Consider the following 15,031-nt stretch of genomic DNA (forward strand, 5'->3'; position numbering starts at 1 on the left):
CTCCCACTGCGCATCACTGAGCGACTCACACCTAGAACTCATCCACCGATCATCAGCGACCGATCACCCAATCATTAGGAGACACGCCCTAGCCGGACCGCGCTACCGTCGATTCATGAGCGCTCACGAGTTGCGCATCAAGCGCGTCTACGACGAACCCGCTCCGGCCGACGGCTACCGGGTGCTGGTCGATCGCCTCTGGCCGCGCGGCGTCACGAAAGAGCGAGCCGACCTCGATCTGTGGCTGAAGGATGTTGCCCCGAGCCCTGACCTGCGTAAGCGCTGGCATCACGACAAGGATCGCTTCGCCGAGTTCACCGATGCGTACCGGCTGGAGCTGGAGACGAATCCGGCGGTCGACAAGCTGCGGAAGATCATCCGCGAAAACGCCGCCACGACGCTGATATTCGCCGCACACGACCCGGAGGTCAATCACGCGGCCGTGCTTCGAGACTTTCTCGAACGCGGAAAATAAAGCCCTCGGTGGCCTCAGTGCACGAGCGCTGAGGGGGCGGCGACCCGCAGCGGTTCCATTGCTGACGTCCATGCCGTGAGCTGGTCGAGCATGGTGTCCAGCGCGGCGGCACTGGTTGCGCGCGGCCGGAATCGACTCATGTCCTCGAAGTCGGCCTCGAGGGTGAGCCGCACCTGTGCGGGGATATCGGCAATGCCGAACTGGCCACACATCTGCCGTAACTGACCGGCGGCGCCGAGGCCGCCGGCAGCACCGTAGGACACGATTCCGGCAGCCTTGTTGCACCATTCGGCGAAGACGAAATCGATCGCGTTCTTGAGAGCCCCGGGAAGCCACTGGTTGTATTCGGCCGTCACGAATATGAACCCGTCGCACTCGCCTATCGCGTTTGCCCACGCCTTGGCCGATTCGCTCTGGGTGCCACCCATCGCGGGAGGTATCGCCTGGTCGAAGTGCGGTAGCGAGAAATCACGCAGATCGATCAGCACGAAACTCGCGTCGTCACGTCTCGCGGCGGCCTCCTGCACCCAGGCACCGATATCCGCGCCGCGGCGGTTCGGACGCGTGCTGCCGATGATGATTCCGATCGTGGACATCTCAAATCTCCTCTGGGTCGAAGCTGACGAAGTGATGCGTTGGCGCATCGCCTGTCAACAACGACGGCGTGACCCACGAATCTGTCAGGTCGGCGCGACGGTTGCGGAGGCGAGCGATCGTGGCTGACATTTAGTGCGGCCGTTTCGTCGTATCTGTTGACTGACGGGAGTGATGCCAAGTGAGTGAACGCACTTCGGGAGACGCGGCCTCCGGAGCGGACGACGATGTCGTGGTCTCTGAACGCAGGGCCCTGACCAATCTCGCGTACCGTCTGCTCGGCTCGCTGACCGAGGCCGAAGACGCCGTCCAGGAGGGCTACGCGCGCTGGTTCTCCCTCGGCTCGACCGAGCAACAAGAGATCGTGTCACCGGGCGCGTGGCTGAGCACCGTGGTCAGCCGGATCTGTTTCGATCAACTCGGTTCGGCACGGGCCCGGCGTGAGCGCTACGTCGGCGAGTGGATCCCCGAACCGGTGCCGACCCGTGCGGAGTGGAACGAGCGATCCCTCGCGACCGTTGCCGGCGATCCGGCCGATCACATCACCCTCGACGAGACGGTCGAGATGGCGTTTCTGGTGGTGCTCGACTCGATGACGCCCGCCGAGCGAGTCGCGTTCCTGCTTCACGACGTCTTCGGCTTTCCGTTCAACGACATAGCCACGATCGTCGGGCGCACGCCCGGCGCCTGCCGCCAGCTCGCCTCCTCGGCGCGCAATCGGTTGGCATCGGCGCGGCGCGCCGACGCTCCCCGCCAGCAACGTGCGGGCATCGTCCGGGAGTTCCGACTCGCCTGGCAGGCAAAGGATCTCGATGCACTCATCCGCCTGCTCGATCCGTCAGTCGTGGCGACGGCCGATGGCGGCGGGGTCGCCACGGCCTCGCCGGTACCCATCGAGGGACAGGATCAGGTCGCCGCGTTCCTCGTGTTCCTGGCGTCCATGGCCGGCCGGCTCGACCTGCGCGAACGCTCGGTGAATGGCCAACCCGGGTTGGTCGCGGTCGATGGCGACACCGTGCTTGCCGTCTATGCCTTCGAGCTCAATCGCGAACGGATCCATCGGATTTGGGCCATTCGAAACCCGGACAAGCTCCGGCCGTGGGCCAGCCGGTGATGTCCCGTTTCACGTAGCCCTGCCGCTTCCACCTACCGAGCCTGAAAGGTCATCGAATGTCCATCACCGCGCACACCGTTCATCTCACCGCCAACCCTGCCGCTGCCGCCTCCGACTGGTACGTGAAAGCGTTTGGCGCCGAGGAAATCACCAGGCTGGTCGTTCCCGGCGGACGACTCATTCACGTCCAGATGCGCATCGGCACACTCATGGTGATGCTCGCCGACGAGTTCCCCGAACTCGAATCCTTCGGCCCGACACATTTCGGTGGCACCTACGGGGCCATCTATCTGCACGTCGATGATGTCGATGACGCATGGCAGCAGGCCGTGGCCGCGGGCGCGACCGTGATTCGGCCGCTCAGCGATGCGTTTTGGGGCGAACGCGAAGGCCAACTGGTCGACCCGTTCGGCCATCGGTGGGGCCTGACGCAGCATCTCCGCGACGTCCCGCTGGACGAATTGCAGGAACTCACCACGAAAGCCTTTTCCGGCGACGTCGAGCACTGACGGCGTTCTCGCGATCGGTTGCGCTACTCAGCGCGACCGCCACGCGGCAACCTGCACCAGGGCAAAAAAGAAGCGTCCAACTCCGACCCGCCGCCGAAGGCGGGCGCTCGAGCAGGACGCATCGAGTGGTCCCGGCTGGGATCGAACCAGCGACCTCCCCGGTGTGAACGGGACGCTCTTCCACTGAGCCACGGGACCGTGCGGTGCAGAACATTAGCCCATCGCGCGGGCATCGACCAAATCGACACAATAGCCGCGACCCTCGGGTCGCGCGCGGCCCTGACAGACTTTGACCCACGCTGACCTGCCGATTTGTTGGCTGGCGAGGAGTCGGATAGTGTTCACATCCGCACCGCCTGCCGGGGCCGCAACGCCCCGGAGAACAAGCAGTGCATGCGGATGTAGCGCAGCTGGTAGCGCATCACCTTGCCAAGGTGAGGGTCGCGGGTTCGAATCCCGTCATCCGCTCGGTGGGTAGCAAATCACCGTGTGGTGGTGTGGCCGAGTGGTGAGGCAACGGCCTGCAAAGCCGTGTACACGGGTTCGATTCCCGTCGCCACCTCCAACGACAATTGAAGACCACGCGCGATTAGCTCAGTGGGAGAGCGCTTCCCTGACACGGAAGAGGTCACTGGTTCAATCCCAGTATTGCGCACCACGAAACCCGCTGGAAACAGCGGGTTTTCGCTTTTCCCTCGAGCCCTCACCCCCGTTCGGGCGCCGGACGACTCGTTTCGTAGGGCAACCGCCACAACTGCCAACCATCGGCATCGCTCGTTGCAACGTGCTCGGGTTCGCCGCACTGGGCGATGGACTCCCCGCGTCCCCAGGACTCATGTTCAGCCTTGGGATAGAGAACGTTGGCCAGCTGATTCGGCGTCGGCGTCGGCGCGAACCAAGCCTCGCTTGCCCTGCCCTGGCACTTGCTGTCCATATCAGTGAATCGCCCGTTCGACATGAGAAACCAGGCTACCTCGCCGCGTTCTTCAGTCAAGACCGCGGCAACATAGAAAGAGACCCCCACCCGCCATCCGGCTTAGGTAGGGGTCTTTCCTGCTTGCGGTCCCGTTAGCTGCCGAACGCCTGGCCGATAAGGGCGATACCGCCCGCAACGGTCGAGAAGATGATTGCGGCGACGATTCCTGCCGCCAGCAACGGATCACTGTCACCCATGAGCAAAGCCTCCCAATCTGTTCGTTGACGTACAACCACGTATCAGCACCAACTCGCCCAATCGTTACATACGCAAACAAATCACAGGGCGGTATCCGGTCTCCGCAAAGGCCGGGGCCGAGCTTGAGTGGCATTGGACGGTCGGCATCTTCGCCTTGCTCGTGATCATCGGCCTGATCGTGCCGGACAAGAAGAAGTCGGACGACTCCCCCACGACGCTCCTCGACAGGTCCACATCCGTGACGACCACAACACCCGCGCGGCAGACCACGACCACGTACCCGACCACCGCAATGCCAACGACCACAACCGAATACGTCGCCCCGCCGCCTACGCGCACATCAACATACGAACCGACTTACGATCCGACGACACGCGACTACACGCCGCCTGCTCGGATTTACGATCCGACCACGGCGGTCGAGCCGCCCCGCACCCAGGAGGCCAGCGGTGGTGGTGGTGGTGTCAGCTACTACCCCAACTGTTCGGCAGTCCGCGCCGCAGGTGCGGCCCCGCTGTATCGCGGAGACCCCGGCTACAGCTCGAAGCTGGATCGCGATGGCGACGGCGTCGCCTGCGAATAGGCCCACCAGGCACCCAATCGGCACGTACCGCCTGTGACGGTGACAACATCCGATGTCACGATCCAGCATTGTTATTTAAGATAATGAATATGTGGTGTGTGCTAGCAGTCCTGGCCCTGATCGAACTAGCGACGGCCGCCGCCTACGGTGCACTGTGGCTAGACGCCCGACTCCGCCGCGCTCAGAAGGGAGCGCTTGTCGGAGCCCTCCCGCAGCAAAAGGGGCACAGAGAGCAAGCGCACCCGAGCCGGGGCTGCCAATGAGCCCCAGTCCCTGTCGTCCGACGAGGTCCCGCGGCCTAACTGCGCCGCCGGCCGTTCTGTGCACGAGAACCCTTGGCGCAAGGTAACTGCTCAGGACACGGCGGCGGCGCTCGCCGGCTCCAACCAATTGCTTGTCCCCCAACGCTTCTCACCCGGGGCGCGCACCGCACCGTCTCCTTTACGGGACATCCATGCCGGCGTCCGTCAGGTGCAGTGCTCTGCCGTAACAAATATTTGTTTGGGTACGAAACCATTAGGGACAAGGCGCGCACGCCACCGAGAAGGGATTCGAGAATGCCGAACGTCAAACGACTGACCGTTGCAATGATCGGCGCGGTAGCAGTGAGCGGCACCGGAATAGGCGTAGCGAACGCTGCCCCGACCACCTACATGCCGCCGACCACCCGCTTCAACGTGCTCCTCGGCGATACCCCCAACATCACCGAGACGCTGGCAGTCACCCCCGACGGCCACGGCCACCTGACGATGCGCGCCACGAACTCGAGCTCGGATACCTACGACTATCCAATCCAAGTGTTCTGGATCAACTTCAATACCGGCCAGGTCGGATACGTCGCCGCACCCTACGACGCCGACGCGATCGTGACCACGGGCAACGGCAACATCGGGATCGGCAACTTCGTAGGCTTCCCTGCCGCCCCCAGCCTGGGCACCGTCCAGTCCTGACGGCGCGAGACCAGCGCATACGACAAAACGCCTGGCCGGCGCGGCACGATCGGGAGCAGACGAAAAAGCCGGCCCTCGATGCTCGTCGTAGTGATCTGACCGACCCGCGGCGCGGCGCACAGTGACAAGTGACGCAAAGTGCATCAAAATGAACATCAAGTACAGACAGATTGCCGCCCACCGCATATTCTGAAACGATGAGACGCAACCGGCTAACTGTCCTGCTCTATCTCGCCGCCGCGATCGTCATCGGCATCATTCTCAGCGTCGCGCATGCCTCCACCGTCGCGTTCGTTGCCGTCTATGCCGTTTTCGGTGCTTGCGGCGCCGTCATCGCGACCCGCGCAAGAAACCTTTAGCCCCGCAAGCTTCGGCGACCCCACCGGATGCGTACCGAGGCGACTTGGCGTTCGGTAGGCCGCCAACGTTCGTAGGCTAGAGTTCGTACGTTCACCGTCACCGAGTCGTCTGGGCCCATGACCACCGAATACATCTCCCCGGATCCCGAAGATCCGGAACCGCCACATACCGGCGTGCCGCGTCGCACGATCATCCTCGCGGCTGTGGCGATCGTGTCGGGAATCGTATTCATCGCGATGATGGTGATCGTCGCGCGCGACTCATCCAGCGGCTCGACGCCGGAATCGAGCACCACCTTCCCGTCGACCATGCCCGTCACCACCACGACGACGACGCCGACGAGCACGACCACCACGGACGAGCCGACCACCACCACAACCACCACTCGGCCGACCACCACCACCACGACGACGACCACGACTCGGCCGACCACCACCACAACCACCACGGACGAGACGACCACGACCACCACGACCACCACCCCACCGGTGGGATCGTCGTCGGCGGCCGCGACTACGCCGTCCGTCGGCGACTTCTGCAGTCCGCTCAACTCGTCGGCGACCGATAGCTTCGGAAACCGGCTCACCTGCACCGGCCATCGCTGGCGTCAGCAAGCCGACGCACACGAGACCAGCGGGCCGCGCTTGACGACGACCCAGAATCGCTAGCGGCTAGCGTCTTTTCGGCTCACATGCGACGCCATCGCCGTCGCCGTCCAATCCTGTCCGATATCCCGGGTCTCCCCGATAGAGTGGCGCGGCACCTGCCGCCCGCGCCGCGGCGCAATTCGGGTAGTACGCGGATCCTCCAGGGCCCATCGCCGGGGCCACCGGAGCCGGGGCATCCGTTGTAGCAGTTATCGCCGGCGGAGATGTATATGTCGACATATCCTCCTGAGCCGCAGTGGTTTCCGTATCGGCCGCCGCCCCGCACGATTGCAGCACTCGGGCGATCGCGTCTCGTTCGGCGAGGGTCACCCACAACCCATACGCGCGTTTGACGTCCACCTGGCGTGCCACATACAGGCATCGGTACGCCTTGTTGGGCGGTAGCCAGGTCGCTGCATCGCCATCGGACTTCTGGTCATTGAGCTTGCCGTCGGTGGCCTGCAAGTTACGCGGATCGTTGGCGAGGTCACGACGCTGATCTGCGGTCAGCTGCTGGGCACCCGTCTGCCAGGCATCTGACAGCGGCACGATGTGATCGATCTGCACCGCTGCGGAGGTTGCCGTCCCGCGCTGGAAGGCGATCGTCGACCCGCTGTACGGATCCTGCAGAGTTCCGCTGAGTACGACGCAATTTCGAGTCCCCGGCTTCACCGCGACCGCCGTGAGATCACGCAGCAGGATGTCGTTGCGGGTGTCGCATCCATTGTGGCCGAACTGCACATTCACGTCGTCCGACCAGGACGGTCCGAACTGATCACGCGAATAGCCGGTCTTGGGGGCACGTCCCTTCACCGCCAGGGCCGCCAGCCCTACGGCCGCGGCCGTAAGTGCCTGGCGGTCAATGGCGCCCGGAACGTCAGAGGTCCGCGCGGGTGTGCTGGACTGCGTTGTGACACTGGAGAATTCCGCCGACGTGGTGGACGCGCCCGTACCCGCGGTCCGCGTCGGAACGTGTGGCGTACATCCGCCGACCGCCGCGATGATCGTCGCGATCGTCATCACACCACAAAGCTTCCGCACTAACCGCCCCCACGTTGACCAACGACTCCCGCTCAATAATGCGCGTCGCCGATCATATGCGAAACGCCGGCTACGACAGCGGCCCCAGATCCAGCTGCTGCAGCAGGTACTGAATCGTCTGCATGAATTCGTCCATGGTGAATCCCCTTCTCGGTCAGTCGAATCGTCAGTGGGCGCCGTTGAACATCGGCATGTCGATGCTGATCGGCAGGTGCAGCTCGTTCATGTAGAGCAGGACGAACTGGCGCAGAATCTCGTCGAAGGTCCAATAGGTCTCCTTGGGCATGCCTAGGTTCAGCGCACCCTCGCGAACGGCGACGTAGATCGGGAACGATCCCTGAAACAGCGGGTCCCACAACGGCTCCCGCGGAATCTGCAGCCAGTCGGCGATCTTGTCCCCGAGCGCGAAGCGGGTGATCGAGCCGAGCACGGGCCGACTCAGCAGCGTCAGGTCGAGATCCATGCCGAGATTGAGCAGCATGTTCGCCAGCGCGCGGCCTTCCATGGTCGGCTGCAGGATCGGGTCGAGCACCTGGCGTGCTTGGGATTCGGCTGCCGTCCACGTCGCCGGGATGTACTCGTCTTTGATGCCCAGCATGTGCGCGGTCACCTGCCACGAATGCAGGAAGCCGGCCGATTCCGCCGGTGATACCGCCACGCCCCACTTCTTGAAGTTGCGCATCGTGGTGGTCGGCAGACTGTGCCAGGTCACCATCATGTCGGCCTGGCTGATCGGGTACTTCTCGTCCGGGCTCGATTGCTTCCAGTGCGCCGACTGCGGCAGCAGATGGCGCACCGCCGAATGCACCAGGCGGGTCTTGACCGCGGTGACGGCCATCTCGCCCTCAGGTCGATAGGCGTTGAGCGATCCCACGTCGTAGCCGAGCTTGGCGGTCTTGGCGATGCGGTCCTTCATGTTCGACCCGCCGCGCGAGTAATACACCGCCCGAGATTCGCGCGGGATGACGGTGCTCATCATGCCGCTGACGAAGCCGTAGCTCAGGCCGAGGAACGTGCCGCGACGTTCGTTGAAGCTCACCGCTGCATCGAGCTTGCTCCGGTCGGCCCAGCTCGGCAGCTGGACGGCGCGGGTCAAGAACTCATGCAGCTCGGGCGGGAGCCCGACGGGCAGCGGCTGCCCGTTCCGATTCCAGCCGCGCAGCAACGCATTGACCGCGCCGACCTGGCCGCGGGCGTAGAGATTCGCGACGACGGCATCGCATTCCTCGTCCCAGACCAGCTTCGGATCGGCTCCGGCGCCCGTCCCCGGCACCGACCACGCCGGCGACCAGGTCCAGGGGGTGCTCGGGGCCGCGGCGACGATCGCCCCGACCGCACCGATCACCCCTCCCGCTCGCAGCAATTGCCGCCGATTCATGTCGTCCATCCGCCCGCTCTCCCAACCATAGAAACGATGTAACGAATTTCGTATCTTCGATACATGTTCTTAGCACTCAGTGACGTACGCCACAAGGCGTTGATCGCATCGGGCGCCGGCCGAGTCCGCTTTGGCGCCGTGCCGGGACTAGTAGCGTTGACCCCGATGACCACCAGCGACGACGCCCGGCCGACATTCCTGCAGCGGGCCTTCGACCACGCCGCGACGGCGCAGGCGCACGAGGGCGACGCGTCCCGCACTCGCCTGCTCGACGCCGCCCGCGACGAGTTCTCCAGGATCGGCGTCGCGCGCACCACGCTGGACGACATCGCGAAGCTGGCCAACCTGTCGCGGGTCACGATCTACCGCAAGTTCCGCACCAAGGACGAGCTCGTCGACGCGGTCATCTTCCGCGAATTCCAAAGCTACCTGGACGATTTCGGCGCCCGGATGGCACGCGGCCACAATGCGGCCGACCGGCTCGTCATCGGATTCGTCAGTTCGATCCGCACCTTCGCCACCAATCCGCTGATCGGCCATCTACTGACGAACGAGCCCGCGATCCTGGTGGACTCGATCACCGAGGGCGGCAACATGCTGGCCGCCATCAGTCAGTTCGTGGCGCATCAGCTGCGCGTCGAGCAGGACGCCGGCAATATCGCCGATTCCATCGACGTCGAGCTGACCGCCGAGATCCTGGTCCGCCTGTCGGCGTCCTTCCTCACCGGCCCGAGCCAACTCGTCGATACGACAGACGAGAAGCAGCTGGAAACCATCGCGCGCACCTATCTGGTGCCGATGCTCGGACCACCGCCGGACAGGCGCTAACAAGGAACGAGAGCTGGTGATCAGCTGGACGATCCGACAACGCCGCCGGGCGTTCAGCTGGCGCCAGCTCAGGCCGCGGCTTCGGCGAAGCGGGTGAGCGCCAGCAGGCGCGACGTCGCACGCAGGTACTTCTTGCGGTATCCACCGGCCAGCATCTCCGGCGAGAAGATCTCATCGAGCTTGGAGCCCGAGGTCATCAGCGGGATGCTCGCGTCGTAGAGCCGGTCGGCGAGGACGACCAGACGCAGCGCGACGCTCTGGTCGGTGACCGGATGCACGCCCGCGACACAGGCGACCGTGACGCCCTCGACCAGCGCCTTGTACTTGGACGGATGCAGCGTGCTCAGGTGCTGGCACAGCTGATCGAAGTCATCCAGCGTGGCGCCGTCGGTCGACTCGGCCAGGTCGCGCAGCTCGGCGTCGCTGTGCGGGTCCGGCGCCGGCGGGAGATCGCGGTGGCGGTAGTCCGGACCGTCGACCCGGACCGCGGTGAAGATGTCGGACAGGGCCCGGATCTCGCGCATGAAGTCGGCGGCGGCGAAACGGCCCTCACCGAGCTGGCCCGGGAGCGTGTTGGAGGTCGCGACGATCGACACACCGCGCTCGGACAGCTCCTTGAGCAGGCGCGACACCAGCATCGTGTCGCCCGGGTCGTCGAGCTCGAACTCGTCGATGCAGAGCACGGTGTGGTTCGCGAGCGAATCGCGCGCCTTCACGTAGCCGAGCGCGCCGACGACGTGGGTCACCTCGACGAAGGTCGCGAACGCCTTCGGTCCCGGCATCGCGTGATAGATCGACGCCAGCAGGTGGGTCTTGCCCACGCCGAACCCGCCGTCGAGGTACAGGCCGATGCCGGCCGACGGCTTGCTGCCGCCGAACAGTCCGCGCTTTCCCTTGCGCGCCTTGGCCGCTCGCTCCACGAAGTCACGGGCCGCGGCCACGGCGGCGGTCTGACTGGGCTCATTGGGATCCGGGATGTAGCTGTCGAAGCTGACATCGTCGAACATGGACGGCGGAACCATCTCGCCGATCAACGCATCGGGCGCGATCTGCGGAGTGCGATCGCACAAACGCCCAGGTGTATTCATGAGTGAGAGCGTAACGATCAAGTAAAAATGATCTAATGCAGCGCTTACTCAAAGCGATCCAGCTCACACCCGACGCTCCGGCGCCGGACCACCTGGATGACCGCGCCCTGTCCGACTTACACGAATACCCGGCCGATCTCGCAGTCCCCCACGTGCGGGCGAACATGATCGCCTCGCTGGACGGCAGCGCCCAGAGCGATGGCCGGTCGGGGGCGCTCGGCGGGCCGGGCGACCGGCTGCTGTTCGGCGTGCTGCGGGAGCTCGCCGACGTGGTGGTCGTCGGTTCCGGCACCGTGAACAGCGAAAACTACCGTCGCGACCCTCGGGTGCGGATCGCGGTGGTGTCGACGTCGCTGCGGCTGACCGCCCCCGTGCTGACCGATCCATCGACCATCGTCCTGACCTGCCGGCAGGCCCCGGCCGACCGGCGCGACGAGCTGGTCGCGGCCGGGCTGACCGTCATCGACTGCGGCACCGACCGGGTGGAGCCGCCGGCGATCGTCGCGGCGATGAACGACCTGGGACTTCGCCGCGTCCTGACCGAGGGCGGGCCCACCCTGCTCGGGTCGCTGCTGTCGTTCGGGCTGGTCGACGAGATGTGCGTGACGACGGCGCCCATCGCGATCGCCGGCAGCGGCGCGCGGATCACGGCCGGGTCCACGACCGACCGACGCTTCGTGCCCGCCCACGTCCTGACCGACGACGACGGATACCTGTACACCCGTTGGATACCTGTACACCCGTTGGACCACACCGCCCGCTCGGTGAGCCGTGCCGGTCGAGTCCACCACTAGTCTCGGTGTCATGCGCCGCACCGCCCCCTCCGTCTTCGCGTCGCGGGTGTTCGGTTCTCGACTGCTCGGCGCCGGCTCCGCGCTGGTCAGTGTCGCGGTCGTCGCGGCGTGCGCGGTCGGCCCCGATACCGGCCCGGGTTTCGTGCGCGGCGAGAACCATGGCGGCCCCGGCGCGCCGGCGTCGGCCACCGCCCAGCCGCCGCTCGAGGTTCCGGGCAGCGACGTCGCCTGGCATGACTGCACCGATCAGCAGACGCAGCGATCGGGCCTGAAAACACCCCCGAGCGGCACCACGCTGTCCTGCGCGACCATCCAGGCGCCCATCACGCCTGGTACCGACACGACCGACACGATCGATGTCGACCTGGTGCGGGCCAGTCTCGCAGCGACCCCGAAAAATGCTGCGCCCGTGGTGCTTACGACCGGCAGCGATATCGAATCCGGCACGGCACTCACCCTCCTCGCGGCCAGCGACGGCGCGGCACTGCTGCGATCGCATCCCGTCGTCGCCGTCGACCGGCGCGGACTCGGCCCGAACACCATCGTCGACTGCCTCACCAAGGACGACCGCGCGACGATCTACGAGAACGGCTCGGGCACCGACAACGCCAACGCCGCGCGGGCGAGTCGCCTCGGCACGGCGGCCAACAGCGCAGCCGACGGCTGCAACGACATGCTCTCGCCGAATCAGGCCGACTACCCAGCCAAGTACGCGGCCGCCGACCTCGAAGTCCTGCGCGCGGCGTGGAAGGTCAAGCGGATCGCGATCATCGGCATCGGCGACGGGGCGACGGTCGCCGGCGCGTACGCCGCGCAGTTCCCCGACCACGTCGGCCGACTGGTCTTCGACACTCCCGCGCCGTATGCCACGGGCATGCAGGAGGCGTACTCGCAGATCGCCGCCGGCACCGACGCCGCGCTGACCGGGTTCGCCGACCAGTGCCGCGCCCTGTCCTGCGCCCTCGGCAGCGACCCGCGGGCCGCGATCGCGGGCCTGTTGGCCAAGGCCCGGTCGGGCGGGCTGCCCGGACTGTCGGACACCGAGGTGCTGTCCGCGATCCGACTCGGCGTCGGCGCCTACTCGGGCGACCGCGCGGCGGCGATCACCAGCACGGCGGCCATGCTCGCGGACGCCGCCAACGGCAATGTCGCCGCGCTGCAGGCCGCGGCCACCCGCGCCCACACCGTGTTCGACACCGACGGACAGCTGCTGACCCGCTGCGCCGACACCAACGCCCCGGTCGGGCAGGCACAGGCGGTCGCGCTGATGGACCAGTGGAGCAAGCAGTACCCGCTGACCGGGTACCAGACCGCCCTGGACACGCAGCGCTGCAACGGCTGGCCGGCGATCGCCGACGGCGCGCCGACGCCGAAGAAGCTCACGACCCCGACACTGCTGTTGAACGGCGGATTCGACCCGATCAACGGAAACAAGGGCATCGACGGCGTTCGCTCGTTCCTGACCACCGCGGGCGCCCCGATCGGCGTCATGACATGGGCCGGACTCGGATACTCCGCGTTGATCCACTCCGACTGCGCCGCCACGACGGTCGGTCGCTACCTCGATTCCGGCACGCCCAACCCGTCGAGCGCCTGCCCCGCATAGTCGGGCGGGTCGGGCGCAACGGTGCCGGTCCGTCGCCGATCGGGGCTGACCGCTGCATGATCTGGTTCGCTGTTCGTAGTACTGTTCGCGGGTGTCGATGCCCCAGAATCAAACGGCTGGATCCGAGCCCGTCGGCTCCGAATCCCGCCTAGAGGCAGTCAAGAATTCGATCCTGTTCCCGACGACCGATCCGGGCAGGATCATCTCGCTGATCCTGTGGCCCGTGTCGCTGATGATGGTGTTCCAGCGTTCGCTGATCCTGGGCGTCAACGGCGACCGGACCAACGATTTCAAGCCTGTGTACTACGCGGCGCTGCATTTCCTACGCAGCCAGCCGGTGTACACCGAGGACTACAGCACGGTCGATCCGCACTACCTGTACCCGCCGCCCGGCACGATGGTGCTGTCGCCGCTGGCATATCTGCCCTACGAGGATGCGCGCTGGATCTTCATCGCCGCGAGCACGATCTGCCTGGTCATCTGCGCGCTGCTGCTGGCGAAGCTGTTCGGCTTCGCCCTCACCTCGTGGGTCGCCCCGGTGGTGCTGTTCTTCGCGTTCAGCACCGAAACCGTGGCGCACACACTGATTTTCACGAACGTCAACGGCTTCATGCTGCTCGCCGAGCTGTTGTTCATGATGTTCCTGCTCAAGCGCTGGGACTGGTGGGCCGGCGTCCCGATCGGCATCACCATCATCATCAAGCCCACGCTGGCGCCGCTACTGCTGCTGCCCCTGCTGAATCGGCAGTGGAAGGCCGTGGTCACCGGCCTCGGGGTGCCGCTGATCCTGCTGGCGATGTCGTGGCCGCTGTCGAGCGATCCCAAGTCGTATTTCACCCGGACCTGGAAGTACGTCGGCGAGACCCGCGATTACTACAACAGCTCGATCTCCGGAAACGGCCAGTACTTCGGCGTGCAGTCGTGGCTGATCTGGCTGCTGCGGATCGCGGCCGTGCTGATCACGATCTTCTGCCTGTGGTTCCTCTACCGCGAATACCGCACCACCAACGAGCTGCTATGGCTCGCCACGTCGTCCGGCGTGCTCATGCTGACCACATTCCTGGTCAGCTCGCTGGGCCAGGGCTACTACTCGATGCTGCTGTTCCCGATGGTCATGACGGTGTTCATGAAGGGTTCGGTGCTGCGCAACTGGCCCGCCTGGCTCGGCCTCTACGGCTGTCTGACCTTCGACTATTACCTGTCGAGCCGATGGCAGGCGATGGGCCGCGCGCTGGAATACAACAAGGTCACGCTGGGTTGGTCACTGGTGTTGATGGTGACGTTCTGCGTGCTGCTGTTCCGCTATCTGGATCTCCGCAAGGAGGGGCAGGCGCCCAAACTCATCTGAGAAGGCCGAGTGATCTGAAAGGCTGGCGACATGAGCGAGCGAAGCGAGTACGGGCATGAGTGACTTCAAGGTGCAGCTGACCGATTCGCAGTGGCGCGACAAGCTCAGCGCGGATGAGTATCGCGTCCTGCGGCAGGCCGGCACCGAGCGGGCCTTCACCGGCGAATACACCGACACCAAGACCGTCGGCGTGTATCGATGCCGCGCGTGTGACGCCGAGCTGTTCCGCAGCACCGAGAAATTCGAATCCCACTGCGGCTGGCCGTCGTTCTTCAGCCCGCTGGCCGGCGACAGGGTGATCGAGCGCCGCGACGACTCCCTCGGCTACGTGCGCACCGAAGTGCTGTGCGCCAACTGCGGCAGCCACCTGGGCCACGTGTTCGAGGGCGAGGGTTACGACACCCCCACCGACCTGCGGTACTGCATCAATTCCATCTCGCTGAAGCTCGAGCCGGCCGACGGCCCGTCGGTCTACTAGGGCGTGTCTCCTAATAGGCGTGTCCAGCGGAGGCATGCCTGTAGGACCACGGCGGCTCGGTAGG

Annotated in this window: 16 protein-coding genes and 4 tRNA genes; 14 read left to right on the top strand and 6 right to left on the bottom strand. The window is 65.5% G+C overall.

Annotated elements, in window-relative coordinates; genetic code table 11:
• Nucleotides 1-115: 115 nt before the first annotated feature.
• Nucleotides 116-475, top strand: coding sequence for a DUF488 domain-containing protein (locus G341_RS0100555; RefSeq protein WP_018177158.1), 360 nt, complete (start codon nt 116-118; stop codon nt 473-475).
• Between the two features lie 14 nt (nt 476-489).
• Here the strand turns inward: G341_RS0100555 and G341_RS0100560 are convergent, their stop codons facing one another.
• Nucleotides 490-1,071, bottom strand: coding sequence for an NADPH-dependent FMN reductase (locus G341_RS0100560; protein WP_018177159.1), 582 nt, complete (start codon nt 1,069-1,071; stop codon nt 490-492).
• Between the two features lie 179 nt (nt 1,072-1,250).
• Between G341_RS0100560 and sigJ the strand changes: the two genes are divergently transcribed.
• Together sigJ and G341_RS0100570 are read left to right on the top strand one after the other, a co-directional pair.
• Nucleotides 1,251-2,183: an RNA polymerase sigma factor SigJ gene (sigJ, locus tag G341_RS0100565; protein WP_018177160.1), complete on the top strand. Its 933-nt coding sequence runs from the start codon at nt 1,251-1,253 to the stop codon at nt 2,181-2,183.
• 56 nt (nt 2,184-2,239) lie between these two features.
• Nucleotides 2,240-2,692: a VOC family protein gene (locus G341_RS0100570; protein ID WP_018177161.1), complete on the top strand. Its 453-nt coding sequence runs from the start codon at nt 2,240-2,242 to the stop codon at nt 2,690-2,692.
• A 126-nt stretch (nt 2,693-2,818) separates the two neighbouring features.
• Here the strand turns inward: G341_RS0100570 and G341_RS0100575 are convergent.
• Nucleotides 2,819-2,890: transfer RNA gene (locus G341_RS0100575), tRNA-Val, on the bottom strand.
• Between the two features lie 197 nt (nt 2,891-3,087).
• Here G341_RS0100575 and G341_RS0100585 point away from each other — a divergent pair.
• The 6 genes from G341_RS0100585 (at nt 3,088) to G341_RS23675 (ending at nt 5,758) form a co-directional block, all read left to right on the top strand.
• Nucleotides 3,088-3,160, top strand: a tRNA-Gly gene (locus G341_RS0100585).
• Nucleotides 3,161-3,183: 23 nt separating this feature from the next.
• Nucleotides 3,184-3,257, top strand: a tRNA-Cys gene (locus G341_RS0100590).
• A gap of 18 nt (nt 3,258-3,275) precedes the next feature.
• Nucleotides 3,276-3,350, top strand: a tRNA-Val gene (locus G341_RS0100595).
• 676 nt (nt 3,351-4,026) lie between these two features.
• On the top strand, nt 4,027-4,449 hold the full coding sequence (locus G341_RS24095) for an excalibur calcium-binding domain-containing protein (RefSeq protein ID WP_245556876.1): 423 nt from the start codon (nt 4,027-4,029) through the stop codon (nt 4,447-4,449).
• Between the two features lie 557 nt (nt 4,450-5,006).
• Entirely contained in the window at nt 5,007-5,399 is a 393-nt protein-coding gene (locus G341_RS0100615; RefSeq protein ID WP_155826670.1) for a hypothetical protein, read from the top strand.
• Between the two features lie 197 nt (nt 5,400-5,596).
• Nucleotides 5,597-5,758, top strand: coding sequence for a hypothetical protein (locus tag G341_RS23675; RefSeq protein ID WP_018177166.1), 162 nt, complete (start codon nt 5,597-5,599; stop codon nt 5,756-5,758).
• Here G341_RS23675 and G341_RS23680 read toward each other — a convergent pair.
• The 3 genes from G341_RS23680 to G341_RS0100635 all read right to left on the bottom strand — a co-directional run bounded on the left by G341_RS23680 (nt 5,755) and on the right by G341_RS0100635 (nt 8,834).
• Nucleotides 5,755-6,345, bottom strand: coding sequence for a hypothetical protein (locus tag G341_RS23680; protein ID WP_155826672.1), 591 nt, complete (start codon nt 6,343-6,345; stop codon nt 5,755-5,757). The genes G341_RS23675 and G341_RS23680 overlap by 4 nt on opposite strands.
• An 85-nt stretch (nt 6,346-6,430) precedes the next feature.
• On the bottom strand, nt 6,431-7,426 hold the full coding sequence (locus tag G341_RS20505) for a GmrSD restriction endonuclease domain-containing protein (protein WP_018177168.1): 996 nt from the start codon (nt 7,424-7,426) through the stop codon (nt 6,431-6,433).
• A 187-nt stretch (nt 7,427-7,613) separates the two neighbouring features.
• Entirely contained in the window at nt 7,614-8,834 is a 1,221-nt protein-coding gene (locus tag G341_RS0100635; RefSeq protein WP_018177169.1) for an oxygenase MpaB family protein, read from the bottom strand.
• A 156-nt stretch (nt 8,835-8,990) separates the two neighbouring features.
• Here G341_RS0100635 and G341_RS0100640 point away from each other — a divergent pair, with 156 nt between their 5' ends.
• Nucleotides 8,991-9,653: a TetR/AcrR family transcriptional regulator gene (locus G341_RS0100640; RefSeq protein WP_018177170.1), complete on the top strand. Its 663-nt coding sequence runs from the start codon at nt 8,991-8,993 to the stop codon at nt 9,651-9,653.
• A 68-nt stretch (nt 9,654-9,721) separates the two neighbouring features.
• Here G341_RS0100640 and zapE read toward each other — a convergent pair whose 3' ends face one another.
• Complete coding sequence (gene zapE, locus G341_RS0100645; RefSeq protein ID WP_043450016.1) at nt 9,722-10,741, bottom strand: cell division protein ZapE; 1,020 nt, start codon at nt 10,739-10,741, stop codon at nt 9,722-9,724.
• A gap of 35 nt (nt 10,742-10,776) precedes the next feature.
• Here zapE and G341_RS20510 point away from each other — a divergent pair, with 35 nt between their 5' ends.
• The 4 genes from G341_RS20510 to msrB all read left to right on the top strand — a co-directional run bounded on the left by G341_RS20510 (nt 10,777) and on the right by msrB (nt 14,967).
• Entirely contained in the window at nt 10,777-11,535 is a 759-nt protein-coding gene (locus tag G341_RS20510) for a dihydrofolate reductase family protein (RefSeq protein ID WP_018177172.1), read from the top strand.
• Between the two features lie 10 nt (nt 11,536-11,545).
• Nucleotides 11,546-13,141, top strand: a complete 1,596-nt coding sequence (locus G341_RS20515; RefSeq protein WP_018177173.1) for an alpha/beta fold hydrolase — start codon at nt 11,546-11,548, stop codon at nt 13,139-13,141.
• A 97-nt stretch (nt 13,142-13,238) separates the two neighbouring features.
• Nucleotides 13,239-14,489 carry a glycosyltransferase family 87 protein gene (locus G341_RS0100660; protein ID WP_051092554.1) on the top strand — a complete coding sequence of 417 codons (1,251 nt, stop codon included), beginning with the start codon at nt 13,239-13,241 and terminating at the stop codon, nt 14,487-14,489.
• A gap of 55 nt (nt 14,490-14,544) precedes the next feature.
• Nucleotides 14,545-14,967: a peptide-methionine (R)-S-oxide reductase MsrB gene (gene msrB, locus G341_RS0100665; protein ID WP_018177175.1), complete on the top strand. Its 423-nt coding sequence runs from the start codon at nt 14,545-14,547 to the stop codon at nt 14,965-14,967.
• Nucleotides 14,968-15,031 lie beyond the last annotated feature (64 nt).

It is taken from the genome of Jongsikchunia kroppenstedtii DSM 45133 (assembly GCF_000380485.1).
GTDB classification, from domain to species: Bacteria; Actinomycetota; Actinomycetes; order Mycobacteriales; family Mycobacteriaceae; genus Jongsikchunia; species Jongsikchunia kroppenstedtii.